The 21,665-nt window shown below is 45.1% G+C and carries 19 protein-coding genes; 4 read left to right on the top strand and 15 right to left on the bottom strand.

Going from position 1 to position 21,665, the window contains the following annotated elements; genetic code table 11:
* Positions 1–13: 13 nt before the first annotated feature.
* A complete protein-coding gene (locus ACG3M1_RS17420; protein WP_008816870.1) occupies positions 14–1,348 on the bottom strand; it encodes a carbohydrate ABC transporter substrate-binding protein in 1,335 nt (444 codons plus the stop codon).
* 555 nt (positions 1,349–1,903) lie between these two features.
* Here ACG3M1_RS17420 and ACG3M1_RS17425 point away from each other — a divergent pair.
* The gene (locus tag ACG3M1_RS17425; protein ID WP_008816871.1) at positions 1,904–2,305 is read left to right on the top strand and encodes a hypothetical protein; all 402 of its coding nucleotides are present in this window, start codon (positions 1,904–1,906) and stop codon (positions 2,303–2,305) included.
* 142 nt (positions 2,306–2,447) lie between these two features.
* The gene (locus ACG3M1_RS17430; protein ID WP_008816872.1) at positions 2,448–3,905 is read left to right on the top strand and encodes an arylsulfatase; all 1,458 of its coding nucleotides are present in this window, start codon (positions 2,448–2,450) and stop codon (positions 3,903–3,905) included.
* A gap of 446 nt (positions 3,906–4,351) precedes the next feature.
* Here ACG3M1_RS17430 and ACG3M1_RS17435 read toward each other — a convergent pair whose 3' ends face one another.
* From ACG3M1_RS17435 to ACG3M1_RS17475, 9 genes are all read right to left on the bottom strand, one after another.
* Positions 4,352–5,263, bottom strand: coding sequence for a histidine kinase dimerization/phospho-acceptor domain-containing protein (locus tag ACG3M1_RS17435; RefSeq protein WP_395814353.1), 912 nt, complete (start codon positions 5,261–5,263; stop codon positions 4,352–4,354).
* Positions 5,224–5,751: a hypothetical protein gene (locus tag ACG3M1_RS17440; protein WP_395814356.1), complete on the bottom strand. Its 528-nt coding sequence runs from the start codon at positions 5,749–5,751 to the stop codon at positions 5,224–5,226. Before ACG3M1_RS17440 ends, ACG3M1_RS17435 begins: the two co-directional genes overlap by 40 nt.
* The gene (locus ACG3M1_RS17445; protein WP_002609458.1) at positions 5,751–6,410 is read right to left on the bottom strand and encodes a response regulator transcription factor; all 660 of its coding nucleotides are present in this window, start codon (positions 6,408–6,410) and stop codon (positions 5,751–5,753) included. The genes ACG3M1_RS17440 and ACG3M1_RS17445 overlap by 1 nt, the downstream gene beginning before the upstream one ends.
* A gap of 189 nt (positions 6,411–6,599) precedes the next feature.
* Positions 6,600–7,934 carry a phosphoglucosamine mutase gene (gene glmM / locus ACG3M1_RS17450; RefSeq protein ID WP_009588565.1) on the bottom strand — a complete coding sequence of 445 codons (1,335 nt, stop codon included), beginning with the start codon at positions 7,932–7,934 and terminating at the stop codon, positions 6,600–6,602.
* A 19-nt stretch (positions 7,935–7,953) separates the two neighbouring features.
* Positions 7,954–9,336, bottom strand: a complete 1,383-nt coding sequence (locus tag ACG3M1_RS17455) for a CdaR family protein (RefSeq protein ID WP_002609444.1) — start codon at positions 9,334–9,336, stop codon at positions 7,954–7,956.
* Positions 9,336–10,736 carry a diadenylate cyclase CdaA gene (gene cdaA, locus ACG3M1_RS17460; protein ID WP_008816875.1) on the bottom strand — a complete coding sequence of 467 codons (1,401 nt, stop codon included), beginning with the start codon at positions 10,734–10,736 and terminating at the stop codon, positions 9,336–9,338. The genes ACG3M1_RS17455 and cdaA overlap by 1 nt, the downstream gene beginning before the upstream one ends.
* Before the next feature lie 667 nt (positions 10,737–11,403).
* Positions 11,404–12,087, bottom strand: coding sequence for a hypothetical protein (locus ACG3M1_RS17465; protein WP_008816876.1), 684 nt, complete (start codon positions 12,085–12,087; stop codon positions 11,404–11,406).
* Positions 12,077–12,415, bottom strand: coding sequence for a PadR family transcriptional regulator (locus ACG3M1_RS17470; RefSeq protein ID WP_008816877.1), 339 nt, complete (start codon positions 12,413–12,415; stop codon positions 12,077–12,079). The genes ACG3M1_RS17465 and ACG3M1_RS17470 overlap by 11 nt, the downstream gene beginning before the upstream one ends.
* Positions 12,416–12,802: 387 nt before the next feature.
* On the bottom strand, positions 12,803–13,573 hold the full coding sequence (locus ACG3M1_RS17475) for an HAD-IIB family hydrolase (RefSeq protein ID WP_002609439.1): 771 nt from the start codon (positions 13,571–13,573) through the stop codon (positions 12,803–12,805).
* A 107-nt stretch (positions 13,574–13,680) separates the two neighbouring features.
* Between ACG3M1_RS17475 and ACG3M1_RS17480 the strand changes: the two genes are divergently transcribed.
* The gene (locus ACG3M1_RS17480; protein WP_008816879.1) at positions 13,681–13,842 is read left to right on the top strand and encodes a hypothetical protein; all 162 of its coding nucleotides are present in this window, start codon (positions 13,681–13,683) and stop codon (positions 13,840–13,842) included.
* Between the two features lie 81 nt (positions 13,843–13,923).
* Here ACG3M1_RS17480 and ACG3M1_RS17485 read toward each other — a convergent pair whose 3' ends face one another.
* The 3 genes from ACG3M1_RS17485 to serC form a co-directional block, all read right to left on the bottom strand.
* A complete protein-coding gene (locus ACG3M1_RS17485) occupies positions 13,924–16,137 on the bottom strand; it encodes a DNA topoisomerase (protein WP_008816880.1) in 2,214 nt (737 codons plus the stop codon).
* Positions 16,138–16,579: 442 nt separating this feature from the next.
* Entirely contained in the window at positions 16,580–17,746 is a 1,167-nt protein-coding gene (locus tag ACG3M1_RS17490) for a phosphoglycerate dehydrogenase (RefSeq protein WP_008816881.1), read from the bottom strand.
* A gap of 11 nt (positions 17,747–17,757) precedes the next feature.
* The gene (gene serC, locus ACG3M1_RS17495; RefSeq protein WP_008816882.1) at positions 17,758–18,843 is read right to left on the bottom strand and encodes a 3-phosphoserine/phosphohydroxythreonine transaminase; all 1,086 of its coding nucleotides are present in this window, start codon (positions 18,841–18,843) and stop codon (positions 17,758–17,760) included.
* 245 nt (positions 18,844–19,088) lie between these two features.
* On the opposite strand from serC, the gene ACG3M1_RS17500 reads away from it, so the two are divergent.
* Entirely contained in the window at positions 19,089–19,967 is an 879-nt protein-coding gene (locus ACG3M1_RS17500) for a LysR family transcriptional regulator (protein ID WP_054344390.1), read from the top strand.
* A gap of 344 nt (positions 19,968–20,311) precedes the next feature.
* Here ACG3M1_RS17500 and ACG3M1_RS17505 read toward each other — a convergent pair whose 3' ends face one another.
* Positions 20,312–20,644 (bottom strand): branched-chain amino acid transporter permease, encoded by a 333-nt coding sequence (locus tag ACG3M1_RS17505; protein WP_002609431.1) that lies wholly within the window; start codon positions 20,642–20,644, stop codon positions 20,312–20,314.
* Entirely contained in the window at positions 20,641–21,330 is a 690-nt protein-coding gene (locus tag ACG3M1_RS17510) for an AzlC family ABC transporter permease (protein ID WP_009588646.1), read from the bottom strand. The genes ACG3M1_RS17505 and ACG3M1_RS17510 overlap by 4 nt, the downstream gene beginning before the upstream one ends.
* Positions 21,331–21,665: the final 335 nt, after the last annotated feature.

The following is a 21,665-nucleotide window of genomic DNA, read 5'->3' on the forward strand; positions in this document are numbered from 1 at the left end:
CATGCTCACAAATTTATTTTACTGGATGCTCACTAATCGTTTTCCAAGTTTTCACTAATTCACTGTTCCACTTTTCAGCAGTAGTCTTACCAGTATTGATATCATCAGCTGTGAAACATAATACCTTCTTCATGTCTACATCAGGGATAGCTGCAGAGTCAAATGGTGCAAATGCGCCGATAACTGCAGTAACATTCTCGTCATTGTATACATTGTACAGTTCTTTGTTAACGCCTGTCAGCTTATCTGTAATACCGTTAACAGGTACAACACAGTTATATTTCAGCATGATGTTTGCGCCTTCCTCAGAATAGATGAATTTCAGAAATGCTTTTGCGTCATCCTTGTTTTTAGCTTCAGAAGGAATCCAGCACTGCTCTGTAAAGGTCGTGATGGCTTTCTTTCCGTCTTTTGTCAGTGCAGGTACTGCGCTTACGCCCCATTTGAAGTCTTTTGGAGTTGTTTCTTCCATTTCAGCAACTACCCAGCTTCCGTTTGGCATAAACAGAGCCTTACCGTCGATAACAGCCTGCTGGTTCTTTGTGAATCCGTCTTTTACGTTTGCATTCGCAACCGTATTTGGTTCCATGTAATCTTTTACAAGACGTCCAATCGTATCGGTAACCATCTTACCTTCTTTTGAGTTCCAAGCCTCAGCATCATAGTTTAATAACTTACTCAGCAGCTCCTGTCCGCCGGCTTCCTGAATAACAGAAAGGATTGTGTTATCCAGATATCCTGCCTGTGCATAGGTAAACAGAGAAATCTTGCCTTCTTCTTTCAGCTGGTCACCAAGCTTGAACATATCATCCCAGGTCTGAGGAATTTCATATTTCTTTCCTTCGCCAACCAGGTTTGCATTGTAATATAAACCACCAGGTGTATACATGATTGGTGCCAGATAATTTTTGCCGTCACCATAGAACTGAGATACCGGGTTGTTTACGAAATCCGGATTGATGTTTTTCTTAACATTTTCATCTGCGAATACATCAGAGATGTCTTCCACCTTCTTGCTGTTCAGCTGCGTTTCTGTAAACTGGCTCTGCTGTCCCAGGTTGTAATAAACGATATCGGAATATTCCCCTTTGCTGTTTTCCTTGTTCAGAACTGCTGGTAAGTCCTTCTCAAAACGAAGCTCAATCTTGACATCTTTATTTTTTGCTTCGAATGCCTTCGCCATTTCCTTCCAAACTTCTTCACCGTTTCCTCCAGAGAACGCATCAAATTTAACGATACGTTTTTCGCCGTCACTGCCAGAAGATGCATCATCCTTCTTGCTGCTGCAGCCTGTAACAACGCTTGCGGCCATTAACCCTACACAAGCAAGTGCTACCATTTTTTTCATAATGAATTTCCTCCTTCATCTGGATATGTTTTCCATACCTAAATATTACTGAATGTAAGCGTTTTATGCAATGCATATATTGTTCTGTTTTTTATAGATATTGCTTTTCAAACAATAAAATGCAAGAAACTGTAAATCTTTTCAGAAATCACGTTTTTTACATTTCTTTACATTCAAAGACAACCATCATTATATAAGATAAATCGAAGAAAATAAATAGTATTCATACAGTTATTCTTCGATACAAACAAAAATACAAGAAATTTTAACAAGAAATACCAATTTACAAGAACTACATATAAATTAAATTCCTTTTTATTGATGCTGTATATGAAGTCAGTACTTATAAAATAGCTGTACATGATGAAAGAGCAGGCTAGCAACAATCAGAAATCAGGTGACAAATTGTTTGTCAGAAAACATACAGTCAGCAGGCTGCACAAAAGCATAGCCGCTTTTTCGCACGACATTCCACACCCTCCGGTTTCCATTTTTCCCATTTTTTATTTTTGTGTCAAAATCGTGCTATACTATAGATAGAGAGGAGGGATTTTCATGAAGTACGCCAGCTATCTCTATTATCTTCTATATCCGTATCTGATGCTGTTATCTCAATATCCTATTCATACCGCCTATAAGAACATGATGCAAACATATGATTTCACCGAGTACTATCTCGTCTTCAGCACTGTATTTCTTCTGACTGGTATCTCCGTATTCCTCCTGTATCACTGTTATCAAGCGATACAGCCCCGTATACGCTATGGAATTGAGCTTGTAAACCTCATTCTTTTCGGCTCGTACGTTTACAGCTTTTTCAGTGGGAATCAGCTTCTCCCGGTATTCTCCATCCTTCTGGTCAGTGACTTTGCTCGGGGATTGACCATGGTGTACGCCGGCTTTACTCTCTGTGATGTTATCAAAGGCGCCATTTCAAAAATTCATCCTGTTTCATAGTATTATCATACGGTATCCGCAGAGGATACCTTTTTCAACCTGCAGGTTTCTTGTCCAGTTTTTTCATATAATTGCCACAAAGAACGTTACACATTTCCTTTTTCCACTCTTTCCTATATAATGAACGTTAGAAGGTGAAATTATGAAACAGAATGTGAACGTACTATTGATTGTCTGTGATCAGTTTCGCGGGGATGCTTTATCCTTTGCGAACCATCCGGATGTTAAAACCCCTTATCTGGACTCCCTGGCTGCGGATGGTGTCTTTTTCTCCCATGCTTATTCAGCCACGCCAAGCTGTATCCCCGCACGGGCCGCCCTGATGACGGGAAGAAGTCAAAAGCGGCATGGACGCGTCGGTTATCTTGACGAGGTGGAGTGGCGTTATCAGCATTATATGGCTGAGGAATTTTCAAACAGCGGCTATCAGACGCAGTGCATAGGCAAGATGCATGTACATCCTCCAAGACTGACCTGCGGCTTTCAGAATCTGCAGCTCCACGACGGTTATCTGGGCTGTTATCGCAGCCTGAATATCCCGCACTGGATGCATCAGGATGTCAGTGATGATTATTTGCAGGATCTGCGCAATGTGCTGGGAGAAGATGCAGACATCAATACCAGCGGAGCGGAATGCAATTCCTGGGTAACGCATCCCTGGATTTATGAAGAGCGCCTGCATCCGACCAACTGGGTTGCAGATAAAAGTATTCGCTTTTTAAAAACACGGGATCGCACCCGGCCGTTTTTCCTCATGTCCTCCTTTGTTCGTCCGCATCAGCCATTAGATCCTCCTAAAGCATATTTTGATATGTATAAGGATAAAGAGCTGCGCTCACCGGCTAGCGGTGACTGGGATCCGCAAAACGGAGCAGGTGCGGCTGGCAGAATTTCAGACTCCATATACGGCTGCTGTGATGCTGCTATGCGAAAGGATGCCATGGCCGGCTACTATGCGGCAATCACCCATGTCGACCATCAGCTGGGCCGCATCCTGACTACGCTGAAGGAAGACGGCGTCTATGACGATACCATCATCCTGTTTACCAGTGATCACGGAGAGATGCTGTTTGACCATAATTTATGGCGCAAGGTCTTTCCATATGAAGGAAGCACCCATATTCCGTTCCTTGTGCATATCGGTAAGCATATAGCGGATATCGTACCACATACTATCAATGGCATTACGGAGCTGCGCGATGTCATGCCGACGCTGCTGGATCTGTGCGGGCTGCAAATCCCTGATACGGTGGATGGATGCTCTTTGAAAGGCTGTATCCTGCAGGAAGCCGAATCTGTGCGAAGCTATCTGCACGGAGAACACAGCTTTCACGATAAGCTCTCCAATCATTATATCGTCACTCAACAGGATAAATTTATCTGGTACAGTGAAACAGGCGAGGAACAGTATTTTGACCTGAGCCGGGATCCGCAGGAAACACACAACGCCATCCTGGATGAGGAGTATCAGTCACGTATAAGCGAGCTTCGTGGCATCCTCATTCAAACACTAGAGAATCGAGAGGAAGGGTTTAGCGACGGCACCAGACTGATCTGCCGCAAGGCACAGGACATTCTACAGAATGTGCATGATTACTAACCGCAGGAAACTGCGGTTTTTTTATGCCCTGGGCAACTTGCTGTTGATACATACAGCGGTATGATGGATAACGTGCTGCATATCTGTTTACCTTGAAGACCTCACCCTCATGATAAAGTCCAAGAGCCAAAGCAGCCACAATAAAAAAACAGGCGCGGCATGCATATGAATGGAAAGCACAGGCAGCCTCCTGTACAAAGCATGAGTAGACAAGAGTCGGGTATTCCATTGTACGGATAACAACCAAGAAGGTCTGCGCCGATATGGGTTCCTTCTTACTTTAGGTGTTGGAAAAGGGAGAATTCAACTTCTATTGATAATTACAATAGTGTTACATTCTCCCTGTTTTAAATTTACCCTCAATTGAGTAAGAACTTCGATATCATCACAGACATTTTCCAGCTTTCCTACGCATGAAAACTGAAGCACATGGTATCCGAGCGTTTCTACCGTCCTTTTTTCACCGGATTTTTCGGCTTGTAAATACGGAAGATAACTCCCTCTGCCATATTCTCTCCGACAACCTCATAGCCATTGGCACTGACAACCTTTGCCACAATCGACAGACCCAGACCGAATTTTCCGCCCTTTCCCATCTCATACGGCTTAAACAGCACCTTCAGGCGATCCTCATCCATACAAGGTCCGTCATTGGAAATGGTCAGACCCTCTTCCTCACTCAGATGGATATCAATCGTTGTTTTCGCATACCGCAATGCATTTTCAATAATATTCTCCACGACTACGCGCCACGGCTCTGCCAGTCCATCAAAGTAAACCTCCTCCAGATTTGTCAGGATCTGAATATCCGAGCGGATGAATCTGGTGTTCTGCACAACCGTTTCCACGATTTCCTCCATATTGGAGCCGATTCCCTCACAATCCTGAGAAATCAGATATTCCACGCGGTTCATGAACAGCAGGGAATGTACCTTCTGTTCCAGCCGGTCGGCATTTTCAATAATAACATCGACGCTTTTCTCCAGTGTATCATACGGATAAATACCGTCCTTAATACTTTCGCCGTAGCTTTTGATCGTCGCAATCGGTGTTTTCAGGTCATGGGAAATATTGTGAATCATTTCTTCCTTCGTCTTTTCCTGCTTGCGCAGCTCTTCCCGCATGCTTACAAGTGCATCCGCCAGTTCACCGATCTCATCCCGCCGGTTTACACGCAGGTCCGCATCCTTGCCAAGCTTGACACGTTCGATATAGTTTCGTATCTGATTCAGGGGGTGAATCAGCGTCAGTACCCACATCATCATAATGATGAAGAAGAAGCCGACAACTATCACCGTGATATAGACAACGCTGTTAATCAGTGAGTTCTCCAGCTTGCCCATATTGTCGCTGTACATCTTGCTAACCAGCAGCGGTCATCTGCCACCTTGTAAATACTGTAGTAGGAATCCCGATCTCCGCTGACCTTCTTCACGATCCCGTGATGAATCTTATCGCCTGCCGTATAACGGGCATTGATACTCAGAATGTCCTGTGCAATGGCTTTCCATTCGGAGCTGTTCAAATCCATATCCGAGGTGTTTTTACCTGCCAGCGTAACATGCGTGGCACCATCCAGCGTCTTATCCACCCGCACCATAAAAATATCGATACCGGCTGCGGAGTTGATCAGCTGGCGCTGTTCATCATTGGTACTATCACTCATAGCCCAGCTTTGCAGCGTCGAATCCAGAGTACCATACATCTGTTCACGTATCACGGTGGTCACATTGCCGTTGATGTAGACAAAGAAGAAGACCGCAAAAAATGTGACAAAGAAAAAGATTAGGGCAAACAGCTGCTGTGTCAGTGACAGCCGCTTGACAAATTCATTAAAACGCTTCATTATCCTAAACGGTATCCGTAACCGTAAATGGTATGAATGTTCAGATTCGGAAGCTTCTTACGCAGTCTTCGCAGCGTATCATCCACAACACGGTCACTTCCGAAATAATTTTCCTCCCATACACTGGTCAGAATCTTATCCCGGTTGAACGCCATTCCCTTGTTTTTGATAAACAGCATCAGCAGATCAAATTCCTTGGTTGTCAGATCGATTTCCACACCGTGATCAAACACCTTGCGCTGTTCCTCATCCAGCTCATAGCCGTCCACCATAATCCGGTTGTTGTCATCCTTATAGACGCGCTTGATGACATTGTTTACGCGCAGCACCAGCTCCTTTGGGGAAAAGGGCTTCGTGATATAGTCATCGCTTCCTTTTTCCAAACCGATGATACGGTCAAATTCCTTATCTCTGGCAGACATGAAAATAACAGGGATATCCCTCCCCTGAAGGCGGATTTCCTCAATCAGATCAAAACCGCTCTTGTCATCCAGCATGATATCCAGAATCCATAAATGCACATCATCATCCATTACATGCGCACTTGCTTCTTCATATGTATAATAAGAACGTACTTCATAGCCTTCCTTTTTTAAATACTGATTCACCAGGTCGTTGATGGCCTTTTCATCCTCGACAACGCAGATTACTTTCTTCATTAACATCACCTCATACCCCTATTTTAGACTAAATTATGTGAAAAAAAAAGCTATTTTTCAAAGTAGCTGCTTTTCACATGGATTTCTCACATTTGCCGCTGTGTTTCCACTCAATTTCCGACATTTCTCGACATTTCCCGGGAAACGTAAAAAGACTCCCCCAAAGGGAAGAGCCTTTCACACAATATGTTATAGTCCTTTTTCTTTAATGAAATCCACAATACGGTTTACATATTCCGCACACAGTGCATCGGTTTTGGCTTCCACCATAACGCGCACCAGCGGTTCTGTCCCACTAGGACGAACAAGGATTCTTCCCTCGTCACCAAGCTCCTGCGCTACTGCATCCACTGCCGCAAGCAGTTCCTTATCCTCCAGAGCGGCATGCTTGTCATGTACCGGCGTATTGATCAGCAGCTGCGGATAGATAAACAGATCTGCACACAGCTCCTTCAGGGATTTCTTTGTATCCACCATAATTTCCAGCAGCTTCATCGCAGTCAGAAGACCGTCTCCTGTATTCGCATGAGCATGAAAGATGATATGTCCGCTCTGCTCACCGCCGATGGAATAGTCATGCTCCTTCATACATTCAAACACATATTTGTCACCGACAGCCGTCTGCTCATATTTCAGACCCTTGGCCTTCAGTGCGTGATACAGACCAAGGTTGCTCATCACCGTGGTCACAACGACATCATCATGCAGAATTCCCTTATCGTACATATAGCAGCCGCAGATATACATCGTGTGGTCGCCATCAATCAGGTTTCCGTCCTCATCAACAGCAATCAGACGATCCGCATCTCCGTCAAAGGCAAAGCCGACATGGTAATTGCCTTCCTTCATCATACTCTGCAGCTCCTCGGGATGTGTGGAACCGCATTTGGTATTGATATTGATACCGTTTGGCGCAGAATGAATCACCTCAACGGTTGCCCCCAGCTCGCTTAAGGTTTCCGCAGCACAGCTTGTTGCACTTCCGTTGGCAAGGTCCAGCAGAATGTTCATGCCGGAAAGATCCATCGGAACAATTTCCTTCAGCCAGGATTCGTACAGCTCCAGACCTTCCTCCCATTCGATCACACTTCCGATTTTCTCATTGTGTGCAACTTCGATTGACACTTCGTTGTCGATATATTTCTCAACCTCCAGCTCAATCTCCGGATTCATTTTACAGCCGTCTCCATTAAACAGCTTAATACCATTGTCATGGAATGGATTATGACTGGCGGAAACCATGATTCCACAGTCGAAATGCTCCTTCTGAATCAGACAGGAAACCGCAGGAGTCGGGCAGACTCCCAGCAGATATACACTTGCTCCGCAGGATGTGGCACCAGCTGCCAGACCCATTTCAAACATATCGCTCGAAAGCCGTGTATCCTTTCCAATCAGAATTTTCGCATGACGGTTTTTTCCATAGTACCATCCCAGGTACTGTCCGATTTTTACCGCCATATCCAGTGTCAGCGTATCATTGGCGCGTCCTCTGGCACCATCTGTTCCAAAATATTTTCCCATATGTGTTACTCATCCTTTCCTATTCGTCGGCTACACTGCCTGTCGCAGTCACCTTAACACTACCATTCTTCAATACGTAGGTTGCCAGCTTGTTCTTGCCCTCTACGATCAAAGGCTGTTCATACGTACCTGCTTTCTCAATCTTTGAAAGATCGACATACACCTGCAGCTCCTCTTTCTTGATTTTGCTGATGATATCCTTCGCTCCCTTGACCGTTACATCTACACTGGAGGAGCTTCCCTGCGCAACCGTGAAATTCAGTCCGTCAATGCTGTTTTTAAAGGCAATCGGCACATCCCTGATGACCCGCTCCTTCGTATCCGTCAGCTTGATGGAGATGTTGGCAATATTGCTGGAAATCTTCGTTACACCGTTCGGCATAATGATCGGCATGGAAATCTCACGATCGCTCGTCAGTGTAGAGGCCGGTATGGTAATCGGTATCTCGTTAATGTTATCGAGCACAGACTGCTTCGCATAGATTGTCACATGATCCTTATCCAGCTTATAGGATTCTATTGATTTATCATTTGGAATCACACCGGTTGGATTCAGTGTGATCGGTACGTCTTTGCTTGGTTTGGTTACCTTGACACTGGCTTTCAGTGTATCCGGTATAATGTCCACCTTCATAAGGTTTCCATCTGCATCATATGCAACGATGTTCGCTTTGGTTTCAAAATCTGTTTTCACATCCTTATCCACCTTGATCAGTGCTTTTACAAATGCAATTTTATCCAGGGTATCGCTATCGGAGCGAACCAGAACCTCACCCTGCTGCAGCTGCGGTTCCCCCAGGTCATATATGGAATCCATCTGCTGGCGGTTGACGAAGTCATAGCCGACGGTAAAACGCCGTATGGATTTCTTTTTTATCGTAACAACGACGGTGGAAGGCTCCAGCACAACCTCCACACGCGCAGGCATCGCCTCCGTTGTCAGCTTCACCTCATGCGTGCCCTCGGTCAGATCGGTCATATTCGCTATCACCTTGAAATTCTTCTGCTGTTTAACGCTCTTGATATCCGTCAGATCTCCGATGATGCGCACCTTGACCGTCTCCGGCAGACCGCTTACCTCATAGGCCTGATTCGATAAGACCTGAGATACCGGAAATTCGCCCAGATCCTCAGCACTCTTCACATTCTCGAGAAAGTTCGCCCCCTGGGAATTAAAGGTCACGTAAAACAAAATAGCCAGTATCAGCGCAACGACCTTGCCGTGCTTCTGATTAAACAGCAGCTTATCCAGCCATCCGCTGATCCAGCGAAAGAACTTGCCGACCTTGATTTCCACATTTGCATAGGTTCTGGCAAACGTCTGACTCTTTTCGGCAATCGCCTTGGCCAGTTCGGTCTTACCTTCCGAGCTTAATTGTGTTTTCTTTTTTTTCTTTGCCATTAGGAATCTCTCCTTTCTTTAGCTTTCTCAGGAGTTTCTTCATCCTCATCCGCTTTCACATAATGCAGAACGATCGCCTCAGGTTCAATAACATCATTAAACAGATCACTTGCCATATTCGTCATAATGGTTTTCCCTGTTTGCTCTTTCGGCGGCTCCTTCTTCGGTTCTGCTTTTTTCTTACGGCGTGTTTTTTTCACAGGCTTCGTTTCCTCTGCCGCTTTTTGTGATTCCTCTTTTACAGCGGCAGCCGGCTTTTTCCTTACTGCCGTTTTTCGCTTCTTCGGCTTTGGTTCATCCGCTTCCGCAGCCGATTCTTCCTTCTTCTCCGAGTCGGTTACGATATTTTCAAACAGGGCGTCCAGCTTCTCATCCTGTTTCTGTGTGAGGTCCTCGATATGCAGTCGATCCACTTCCTGTTCAACGACAACAACATCCTTTTCCTTCTTATCCTGTTCTTCGCTCTTTTTCTTTTTTGTATAACGCTTGTCTGCCGCTTCCTTCTTTGTCCGCTTGTTTTTCCCCTTAAAGTAATGCGCAAATACGCCCGGCTTCTTACCGTCGTAAGGCGGCGGTGTGCTGACCTGCTCGGCAGGCTCCTCCTGATTGTCATGCACGGCAGTGCTTTGCTGCTTACAGACAACATTCATTAAGAATTCCCGCAGACTCGCTTCGGAAATTACGGTCAGCTTACCACCCTCCGCTATGGAAATATTACCTGTTTCCTCACTCACGACAATGGTGATGGAATCGGTGATTTCGCTGATTCCCACCGCAGCGCGATGTCTTGCTCCGTAGCTTGTCGGAAGCTCTCTGGTCGTTGGTGGAAAATAGGCAGCCGCACAGGCGATTTTCACACCCTGAATGATCACGGCACCATCATGCAGCGGCGTTCCGTATTGGAAAATGGAACAGAGCAGCTCGCTGGATACAACGGAATTCATCGGTGTCCCGGTTTTGATATAGTCACTGAGAGAATGTCCCTGTTCGATGGATATCAGGGCACCGGTCTTAGTCTTCGACATTTCCGCACAGGCCTTGACCAGCTCATCCACCAGATTTTCACGTTCATTGATCGTCAGCGTGGAAATACGGGAAAACACATTGGTTTTACCGATTTTCTCCAGAATACTACGAATTTCCGGCTGGAAGATAATGATGACCGCAACCACACCCCAATTCATGATGGAATCCGCAAGATTTGCGACGGTGTGAAGTCCCAGAAAGCTGGCAGCGGAACGTATAATGACTATGAGCAGTACCCCCTTGAATATCTGGATGGTACGCGAATTGTTTTTCACGATTTTCAGGCAGTAATAGACAAGTGCCCAGACACAGGCAATGTCCAGCAGCTGCTGAATCAATTCCCGTAAATTGTTCAAAGTGAAATAATTGAGCATAAAAACACTCCTCTCGTATTTTATATTATAGCACAAAGTGCTTCGTCTACCTATAGTTTTCTGATGTTGGTTAAGCCTTTCAGAAGCATTTTCCGTTCTGAAAGGCCCGTTTTTTATTGATATAAAAGAAGCTGGAATAAAAACAGAAAAATCTGATACGGAATGCATACTTCCTCGACACAACCTGACACCATCATACAGCCGCCTTATATTCCTGACTGTAAGAAAGACACAGGGCGCTCTCGATCGCATACCGTATCAGATACAGGATGTATCCTATACCATGTAGGAAAAACTGCTTTAAAATCATCAAGGAGGACTGCATCCCTCATGAAACTGGTACAGTGCTCTGTAGCATCATAATCCAAGGTGTAGCACACCTTCAGAAAGACACAGTTTACAATCCCTAAGCGCAACGCCGAAAAACCTGCAGCTACCTTCTGCCTCACCCGGTGGATTGCTGCATCGGACACCCCCAAAACTTATGATCCTCTGTGAAGCCCTCCGCTGCAAAACACGGTACCGCTGATTATCGGGCGCCATTTATTATGATCCTTAAGCTTTGCGTATCCACCAGAAAGCGTACCCTTTTTTCTTTGGATACATACTCCTGCTGTCATACATATTGACATGCAGCAATTCACGCATGGCTTGAGGTTGTGCAGCGTTACGCTTCCTCCTGCATCCCCCGATATAAACGAAACTGCTTTTCTAATAGAAAATGATAGGCAATCCAGGATAGAATACAGCTAATCGCCAGAAGCGCAAGCAGCCACAGTGGTATGGAAAGCATCCCTGTGGAAACATGAAAGCAGGAACTGAGTAGGTAGAGAACAAATTTGAAACCCACAGCTAAAACGCCATATGCGATCAAATATGTGTACCATGCGCCCAGAATACGATGAAAGCTGCGCCGGTTATGCCATTGTACTAGCACAGTGCTTCCTAGAATGAGCATGATATAAAACATGATGGTCTTCCATGACACAAACAGCATACCGTTTTTCACATATTCGCTCTCATCGATTCCGATTCCGATAACATCAAGCAGCGCCCACAATACCAAAAGGGAGGACAGCAGCCTCCACCAGCGCAGCAGCTTTTCCAGCCGTGTTTCCTGTACCGCATTCGCACAGACGGCATCACAAAATTTCTGATAATCGCCAAATGCCTCCTCTACCTTGAGTCCGCGCGTTTGACTTTCCAGTGCCATAGCCAGAATATCGTCTCGAATATCCCTTGCGACCAGCAGGGAAATGTCCTTACTGCTCAGATAGCGCAGCATATCCTGATATACGATCATGTATTCATGGTTGAGATTTGCTTTGTCGTTATATTCATTACCGGTCATCGTTCACACCTCCTTCAAACAGCTTGTCGATCGTTTTTGCCAGCTTACTCCATTCCGTATAAAAATCCCGAAGATACACGCGGCCTTCTGCTGTGATCTGATAATATTTGCGCCTGGGTCCCAGTGGAGAATCCCTTTTTTCCGCACGGATATAGTGCAGCTTTTCCAGCCGCAGCAAAATCGGATACAGCGTTCCTTCTGTGACATCAATCCAGCCGGCTTCCTTCATATTCATGAGGATTTCATAGCCATAGGTCATATGCTGTTCAATGATTTTCAGGATACAGCCCTCCAGACTCCCTCGCATGAGCTGTGTTTTATCGTACATGGACTCACCTCTACTTTACGACACAAGGTACTTCCTTCATCTATATTGTACCACAAGGTAGTGGAGAGTCAACAGGAATCGTGAAGGCAGAAGCATCTCTATGCATGCATATATGCATTCCTATTCCACTAGGAAAGTTACATATACATTTTCATAACCTACATATGGGTATTTAGCATAGGTACAAGTTTTATTGTCAAATTGAGAAATGCAGATCATACCGTCTTCCCCCTGCTATATTTTTACGCTGTAAAGGCAGAGATTGCACAGTATCAATCCTATAACATCATCCATAGTCCACAAAAAAAGAGCATATGAGATGCCCTTTCAGATGCAAGCAATTGTCTTATATATAATATAAAGAAAGCTCCTGCCGCTGTCTTCTTGTTACAGCTTCATCAGAAATGCAATGCATTCCTCAATACTGATAAACACATGCTCTGCCGGCTCCACGATTGCACTTCTTGCATGCATCATGGCACAGCCGTGAAATTCCTCAATCATGGGAATATCATTAAAGGAGTCTCCGATGGCATAGATGGCATCATGCTCCAGACCAAGATGCTGTTCGATGAAATACAGTCCCTCTGCCTTGGAAACACCCTCCGGCACGATATCCACACAGTTCACATTCACATAGGCAACAGCATAGCCCTTAAAGTTCGTATTGATGTAATGACTGATCTCCTCCGCAAGCATGGTGTCGTTCAGGGAAACAACCAGCTGGGATATCTTCCCGCGGTCCAATACCTCCTCCTCATGCTCGTTTGTATCCGGCATATTGCCGTATTTATGATCAATCTGATTCTCATCCACGGAAAATTTAAACCGGTGGAAGCCGTCATTGATAACATACGATACACAATCCAGGGTTTTGATATATGCGATGATATCCAGCGCCTTGTTGAAATCCATATACAGCACCTGCAGACGTTGAAAATCACGGTCATAGATCACACCGCCGTTATTTGCCACAATGAAATCAAATTCTATCTTATTTTTTTGAATCTCCGTCTGTATGGACTCCATACTTCTTCCCGTAACCAGACCGAACATGTTTCCCGCTGCACGAAATTCATGTATCGCATGGACATCATTTATATCAACCAGCTCCTCTGTTCGAAGAGTCCCATCATAATCACTAGCCAGAATTTTCATACGCATATCCTCCATCTACATTCATTTTACCAAGTTTCAATAAAAAAACAATGTTTATGTATAAGATTCATAAGCTTTTCCCATACTACTATCAGGAGGTGTTAGAAATGGCACAGAAGAAATACCGCCCAGGAATGAACTGCGAAAAAACCGGCAAATACACATGCTATGACAAAGATGGCAATGAAATGTACGGTGACGTAGACGTTGAAAAGGGCAGACGTTTTCCTCCTTCACAGGAAGAAGGATGCTACTACGAAGAACAGTAGTATCTGTTCGGCTCTGTAGAACTTATACAATGGTATAAGAAAAAAAATTCCCATTCTCTTTATGAGATTGTGGGAATTTTTTTATGTCTTCTTCTGCTCCGCATGAAGGGCTGCTTCTGCATCGGACTGTTTTGCGGACGTATCCTTTTTCGGCACATCCACCAGACGGTAGACTGCCCGTCCGTTTCTGACACCCAGCTGCAGCACCTTAATGATTTCCTGCTCGCCCTCTTTCAGCTTCACCAGGCAATATTTATCCTTCAACAGCTTTTCCGCCATGGGTAGGGTTACCTCTTTTTCAATCGACTGAAAAAAACGGTCCTCCTTCCACAAAGCGAATTTACAGCCGTTGCGATAATTCACACAGCCAAAGCCCTTGCTGTTTTCAACAATTTTATTCCCACAGACAGGACAGATACCGACCGCCTTGCGATCATCGTCGATTTCCACCTCACCGGATACACGAAGATGGGAGTAATCCTTTTTCAAATGCGGCACAAAGGCTTCCAGCACACTGTCCACCAGGGTTTTCACATCGGCATTGCCTTCCTTGATATCCTCCTGAATCACCCACCATTTTGCGGTCAGATCCGGCTTTTTGATCTCCTCCGGCAGCAGGTGGTAAAAGTCCTTTCCCAGCTGAGTAGAGATAATGTTTTTCCCCTTCATTTCCACATACCGGCGTTTGATCAGCGTCTCCACGATCTGTGAGCGGGTCGCACTTGTTCCGATCGATCCGTTCTCTCCCTTTTTATCCTTATCCTTCTTCTTCAGAATATCCTTGATTTCCTTATCCTGTACATATTTGGCAATACTGGTCATATCCCGGATCAGACTGGCTTGGGTATAGCGCTTCGGCGGATTGGTTTCCTTTTCCTGTAGTTCACTGCTTACCAGCTGTATCGGATAGGTGCCCTTCGGCAAATCGAAGCGGCTGTCATCCTCTTCCTCCTCCTGGCTGTCCTCCTTCTCCGGCGTAAAATATTTCTTATAGCCCTCATCCAGCACATAGGTACTGGTCGCTCGCAAATCCCCATATTCCGTTTTGATTATCGCACTCAGCTGCCGTTTACGAATCGGCGGCAGAAACTGCATGATGTAGTACCGGCAGATTTCCTCATACACCCTTCGCTCATCCGGAAGCAGCTGCGCGATATTGAAATCCGACATGGTTGGAATAATGGCATGATGTGCCGTCACATATTTGTCGTTAAAGCATTCGGAATGCAGCTTGTAATCCACCGGATACTGCTCATTCAGCTTGCTCATGACATGCGGCAGCACCTTGTCAGCCTCCTGAAAATGCTCTTCCTTTAAATACTGAGAGTCACTTCGATTATAGGTAATGGCCTGATAGCGGTCACGCAGTGTCTGGGTAATCTGGTCCGTTTTGCTCAGATCAAAGCCATATCTGGCATTCATATGTGCCTGCAGCTTCGCAAGGTTAAAGGGCAGCGGCGGCTTCACATCCATGAATTTCTCATCGATTTTCACCTTCTGATCCGGCTTGGCCATGATATCACGTTCCATATCCTCCATGATATTGCGATGCAGAATATGCTTTCCATCATCCAGCAGATCACTTTTCGGCTTCAGCTGAAAGCGGATGGATGTATCGGGCTCTGCGATATGTCCACCGGTATGCAGCTCATAATATTTCTGCTTCACATGATGATCAATGGCCTCATCACGCATGACGATCAATCCCAGCGTTGGACTCTGCACACGTCCCACGCTCATGCCTTTTCTTCGCAAAAGCAGGGAAAACAGGCGGGAATAATTGATTCCCACTACATAATCCGCAACTGCACGGGCATAGGCGCTTCTACCCACAGCACGCAGTTTTTCATCATTATCGATCAGATCATGAAAGGCCTTTTTGATATTTGCCGGCGTATTGTCATTGATATATACCCGTTTGACCGGCTTTTCATTTTGTGCGTAATCCAGAATTTCGTCAATCAGAAACTGTCCCTCATCATCCGGGTCACCTGCATGGATGATCTGGTCACACTCCTGCATCAGTGCCATAATCTGTTCCACACGGTCCTTTTTATTTCCATCGGGAACCAGCTTCCAGTTTTCAAAGCAGATCGGAAGATCCTCTTTTTTCCATTTTTTATATTTCCCATCATACTCATCCGGTTCACACAGGCGCAGAAGGTGTCCGTATGCCCAGGTGATAATGACATTCTGCTTACGTATGACGCCGCGGACTTCCTTACCGCTGCCGTCAATCGCAGCCGCAATCGCTCTACCCAGCTCCGGCTTTTCCGCAATGATCAAAGAACGCATCGAATTCCTCCTTTGCACGATCCTAAACAAATACATAGAATTATATCAGAATTCTCTGAAAATTTCTAATATTTTTCAAATCAGGGTGACTGGCAATGAGACGATAACCTGTACATAAAAGATAATCTGTATATATAATAAGAAAAGCAAGCAAGCTCATCAGCAATTCGTATGGAAAAGCAGCTGCTATCAGCAGGATATCTCCTGTAATCAGCGAACGTCATCTCCAGTATGCTACACTCCCTGTATACTTTGACAGCCTATGAAAGCTTACAGTGAGGTCATCGATAGTCTGTACTGACATCTCCTGTAACGAAAATCATATTTTTTTCTGTTTATACCTTTTAAAAGAAACTAAAAAAAAGGCACCTTGTGAAGCGAATCCCTTTCCTTTGACTGTTCAAGCTTTGGGGTTCATTTCATTGAGGTGCTTTTCGTTGCGTTATGCCTTTGCAGTAATCAAACGCGCATTGATAATGCCTTCCCGGCTGCGCAGTCGTTCCATCAGTTCTTCACTGACTTCATCATTGGTATCAAGGATCATATATGCATAATCCTTTTTCCCCTTATTTGCCATATTTTCGATATTCACACCGACATTGGCAAGTGCCGTGGTAATGGCACCGACCACATTCGGCACATTCTTATTGATAATGCAGATTCTGTATTTGCATTCCTGTGCAAGCTGCATATCCGGAAGATTCACAGAATGGGTAATATTTCCCGTTTCCAGATACTCCATGATTTCATTGGCAGCCATAACCGCACAGTTTTCTTCACTTTCCGGAGTGGAGGCCCCAAGGTGAGGAACTCCGATCACCTGTTCATATTGCAACAGCTCCTTTGTCGGGAAATCCGTTACATAGGCTGCAATCTTTCCTTCATCCATCGCCTTCATCATCGCCTCATCATCGATCAGACCGCCGCGTGCAAAATTCAGCACACGCACATCGCTCTTCATTGCCGCAATCGCTTCCGCATCAATGATATTTGCGGTTTTATCACTGAATGGAACGTGTACGGTTATATAATCGCATTCCTCAAAAATCTGCTTCAGATTCTGTACATGGTGCACCCTTGCCTTTAAGGTCCAGGCGGCTTTTACAGAGATGAACGGATCATATCCGAAAACCTCCATATCCATGGCGGCTGCGGCATTGGCAACCAGTACGCCAATCGCACCAAGTCCGATAACGCCCAGCTTTTTACCTGCAATTTCCGGACCGACAAAATTGCTTTTTCCTTTTTCCACAGCCTTGGAAATATCGTCACCCTCCAGAGTCTTGACCCATTCGATGCCCTTTGTAATCTTACGGGAGGACATCAGCAGTCCTGCCATTACCAGCTCCTTCACGGCATTGGCATTGGCCCCCGGCGTATTGAAAACGACAATTCCCTGTTCACTGCAGCGATCCAGCGGTATGTTGTTTACCCCTGCTCCGGCTCTGGCTATACATTTCAGATCGGCGGGAAATTCCACATCGTGCAGCTTCGCACTACGCACCATAATGGCATCATACGTGTCAAAATCCTCAGAAAATTCATATGCAATCGGATCAAACTGATTGATTCCGGCATCCGCAATTTTATTAAACAGCTTTATTTTCATAATTATCTCCCTTATTTATGTTCCTCTTCAAATTTTTTCATAAATGCAATCAGTGTCTGCACACCCTCCAGCGGCATGGCATTGTAGATAGATGCACGCATTCCGCCAACTGCACGGTGCCCCTTCAGATTGCTCATACCGGCTGCGGCACTTTCCTTGGCAAACAACGCATCCAGCTCTGCATTCGGTGCACGGAAGGTTACATTCATCAAAGAGCGATCCTCCCTGCGTACGGTGGTTGTATAGAAAGCACTGTTATCCAGATAGTCATACAGCAGCTTCGCCTTTTCTTCATTTCGCTTCTGCATGACCTCGAGTCCGCCCATTTGTTCAATCCATTCCAGCACCAGCCCCAAAATATAAATTGCATAGGTCGGCGGTGTGTTGTACATGGAATCCTTGTCGGCAAGGGGAGCATAGTCCATCATCACCGGTGTGAAATCCTTTGCATATCCGATCAAATCTTCACGAACGATTGCGACTGTCAGACCGGCACACCCCATATTTTTCTGTGCTCCGGCAAAAATGATGCCGAATTTGGATACATCCACCGGCTTGGACAGAATGTCACTGGACATATCGGCAACAATCGGCACACCGTTCGTTTCCGGAACATATTTCCATTCGGTACCGTAAATCGTATTGTTCGCACACAGATATACATAATCTGCATCCTTATTCAGCTGCAGCTCCTGCTGTGCGGGTATATAGGAATAATCCGCATCCTTGCTGGAGCCTGCAAGAACGATTTCCCCGTATTTTTTTGCTTCCGCATACGCCTTATTTGCAAAATATCCGGTCACGATATAATCTGCCGTACCCTTCTGCAGCAGATTCAGGGGAACCATGGAAAACTGAGAGGTTGCTCCTCCCTGCAGGAACAAAACCTTATAGTTATCCGGTATATTCATGATGGAACGCATTCGTTCCTGTGTTTTTGTAATTATCGCATCATAGGCTTTGGATCGATGACTCATTTCCATAACCGACATGCCACTTTCCTCGTAATTCAGCATCTGCGATTGCGCTTTTTTCAACACCTCCAGTGGCAGCATGGATGGACCAGCTGAAAAATTGTAAATTCTGTTTTCGGCCATAATCAGGCACCTTCCTTTCCTCTTATACTTCATCCAACAGCATGTTTTTCTGTTAGTAAGCACTATTATAGCACAAATGAAATAAAATGAAAGTTAAAATGAAAAATTGATGTAACATTTATGAAAGAGTTTTCTCAACGTAAACAAAACAAGTACATCTGTACACATATTAAAGACACCTGTTTTTCTTTCGCTCTTCTTTTATTCGTGGTATACTTACCTTACAGAAATTGGGAGATGAGAACATGCTGGATTTTCGTTTATATACATTCCTTACGCTGTCTGAAACATTAAATTATACGAAGGCTGCGGATATCTTATGCATTACACAGCCTGCGGTTTCGCAGCATATCAAATATATGGAAAAGGAATATGACTGCAAATTGTTTTTTTATGACGGAAAGCAGTTGAATCTGACGGCTCAGGGTAAGCTGCTGGCTGAGAAAGTGCGTACCATGGTTGCGGATGAGAAAATGATCCGCAGTCTGCTGAAGCAGAATCAGAAAACACCCGCCCTGCGCTTTGGTGCCACGCTGACGATTGGGGAGTTTATCCTGCCACAGCGCTTGAACAGCTTTCTCGCTGAGCATACGGAGACCTCTTTGTGCATGATTGTGGAAAACACAGCAACCCTTTTACAGATGCTGAACAGCGGGGATATCGGCTTCGCCTTTGTTGAGGGATATTTTCCAAAGCAGACCTATGACTGGAAGCTGCTGTCGCAGGAGCGCTATGTTGCGGTAAAAGGAAAGCATTATACCTTGCAAAAGGAGGTACGCTGTTTGAAGGATCTGGTGCAGGAAACACTGATTGTTCGGGAAGATGGCAGTGGTACCAGAGAAATACTGGAGCGCGGCATGCAGGAAATCAATTTATCCATTGCCTCCTTTCAGAGGGTGATTGAAATCGGCAATGTACAGGCTATCAAAACGCTCGTCAGAAACAATCAGGGAATCAGCTTTCTGTATGAAGCCGCCGCAAGAGAAGAGATAGAAAAAGGAGAACTGGAAGTGATCGACCTGTATGATTTCCATATTCTCCATGAATTTAATTACATTACACTGAAGGATTCGGTATTCAAGGAACAATATGACGCCTTCTTTGCATCTGTGTGCCGGCCATGATGATTGTCATGGCTTTTTTTATTTGAGTTTTTCATACTTGCTCAGCACCCTGACACCGTGCTTCGTTACCTGACAGAATTTTCATACCGTGACGGATATCCAGAAGCCAAAAGATCAGACTGCTCTGTGTGGTAAAACTGCGTAAACAAAGCGCGGTATAAGAAATTTCCCTGAAGATCTGCGGCTTATAACTGTAAAATGTGATGTGTCTGTGTCCCATTTCTAAAGCACACACAGCTTTCACTGTTTCACAGAAAAAGGGTGTCCCTGTACAGAATTCATCAATACGGAACACGCCTTTCCTTATCATTACGTTTTTAGTTGGTTCAAAGCATCCTTCAAAGCTATACAAACACCAGCTGTACCAGCACCATATAAAGCAGGGTTCCTCCGATGATACTGATCATATTATTGCGTTTCCACACATGAAGAAGTACGACACTCCCGATTCCCAGCAGCTCCGGCAGACCGTACGGATATTGAAAAAAACTCGTATTGCGTACACAGTAGACAATCAGACAGAGCATGATCGCCATAGGCAGCACATTCCCCAGATATACAATCTTCCGCGGGAGTGCTTCTGCGTTCTTGAATATCATAAAGGGAAGCGCACGTGTCAGAAAGGTGCAAACCGCCGCAACTGCGATAATCAGCAGGCTATCCGTAATACCTATCATGATGCATCCTCCTTTTTTTCCACCTTGTCCTGAAAGATGACAAGCAGAATGACCAGCAGTATGAGCGCCGGCAGCAGAAAGTTAGATAACTGAAACAGTGCAGTGGAAATGAGAATCGCGGCTATTGCGATATAGACAGCACCATGCTGCTTCGCTGCCAGCCACTGCTCCACAAAGATGACAGTAAACAAAGCCGTCATTGCAAAATCGATTCCCGTGGTATCAAAGGCGAGCAGAGAGCCGATGGTTGCACCGAGTACGGAACCTATTATCCAATACAGCTGATCAAATAACGATATACAGAACATCAGCTGTTTCCCCTCTCTGCTTTCCTTATTCGGAATTGCACACAATAAGGAATAGGTTTCATCTGTCAGGGAAAACATCATATACCAGCGTTTCTTTCCCATCGCCGGAAAGCTCTTCAGAAATGAAAGACCATAAAACAGCTGCCTTGCATTTACGGTAAGTGTGACCAGTGCTACCTCCACAAGTGAAAATCCGGCATGAAAGAATGTCAGTAAAACAAACTGCATACTTCCGGCATACACACTCAGACTGATCAAAAACGCCCAGAGCATGGAATAGCCCTGCTGCTGGCAGAGAATACCGAAAGCGATTCCGAGGAATACATAGCCGACCATCACAGGAAAGCTGAGCCGCAGTGCCTCCTTTGCTATTTTCATACAACATCACCCCTCAAAAGTTTTCTTATATTTTAGACGATTTCTCTTTCGCTTGCAATCCCCTATTCTTTTTACGGATATATCATAAGCATGCAGTCTGCTTATCTCCAGTCGACCGTCTTGCCGGGAACACTCTGACTGGATGGTAGCCAAATTATCACGAATCGTGTAAAGCATGGAAGCTGTATGCTTATGTATGCAGATTACATACCTGCCTTTGCATACACGTTACCGCTATGGCTTTAAGGACAGCTTTGAAGAGGGGATGGAAGAAGGAATCATAAAAGGTTTTAAGCAGAAAGTAGAGAGGAAGGGAAAAAGAGGAATCAAAAAAG

This window comes from Clostridium sp. 10cd*, assembly GCF_044336395.1.
Taxonomy (GTDB): domain Bacteria; phylum Bacillota_I; class Bacilli_A; order Erysipelotrichales; family Erysipelotrichaceae; genus Clostridium_AQ; species Clostridium_AQ innocuum.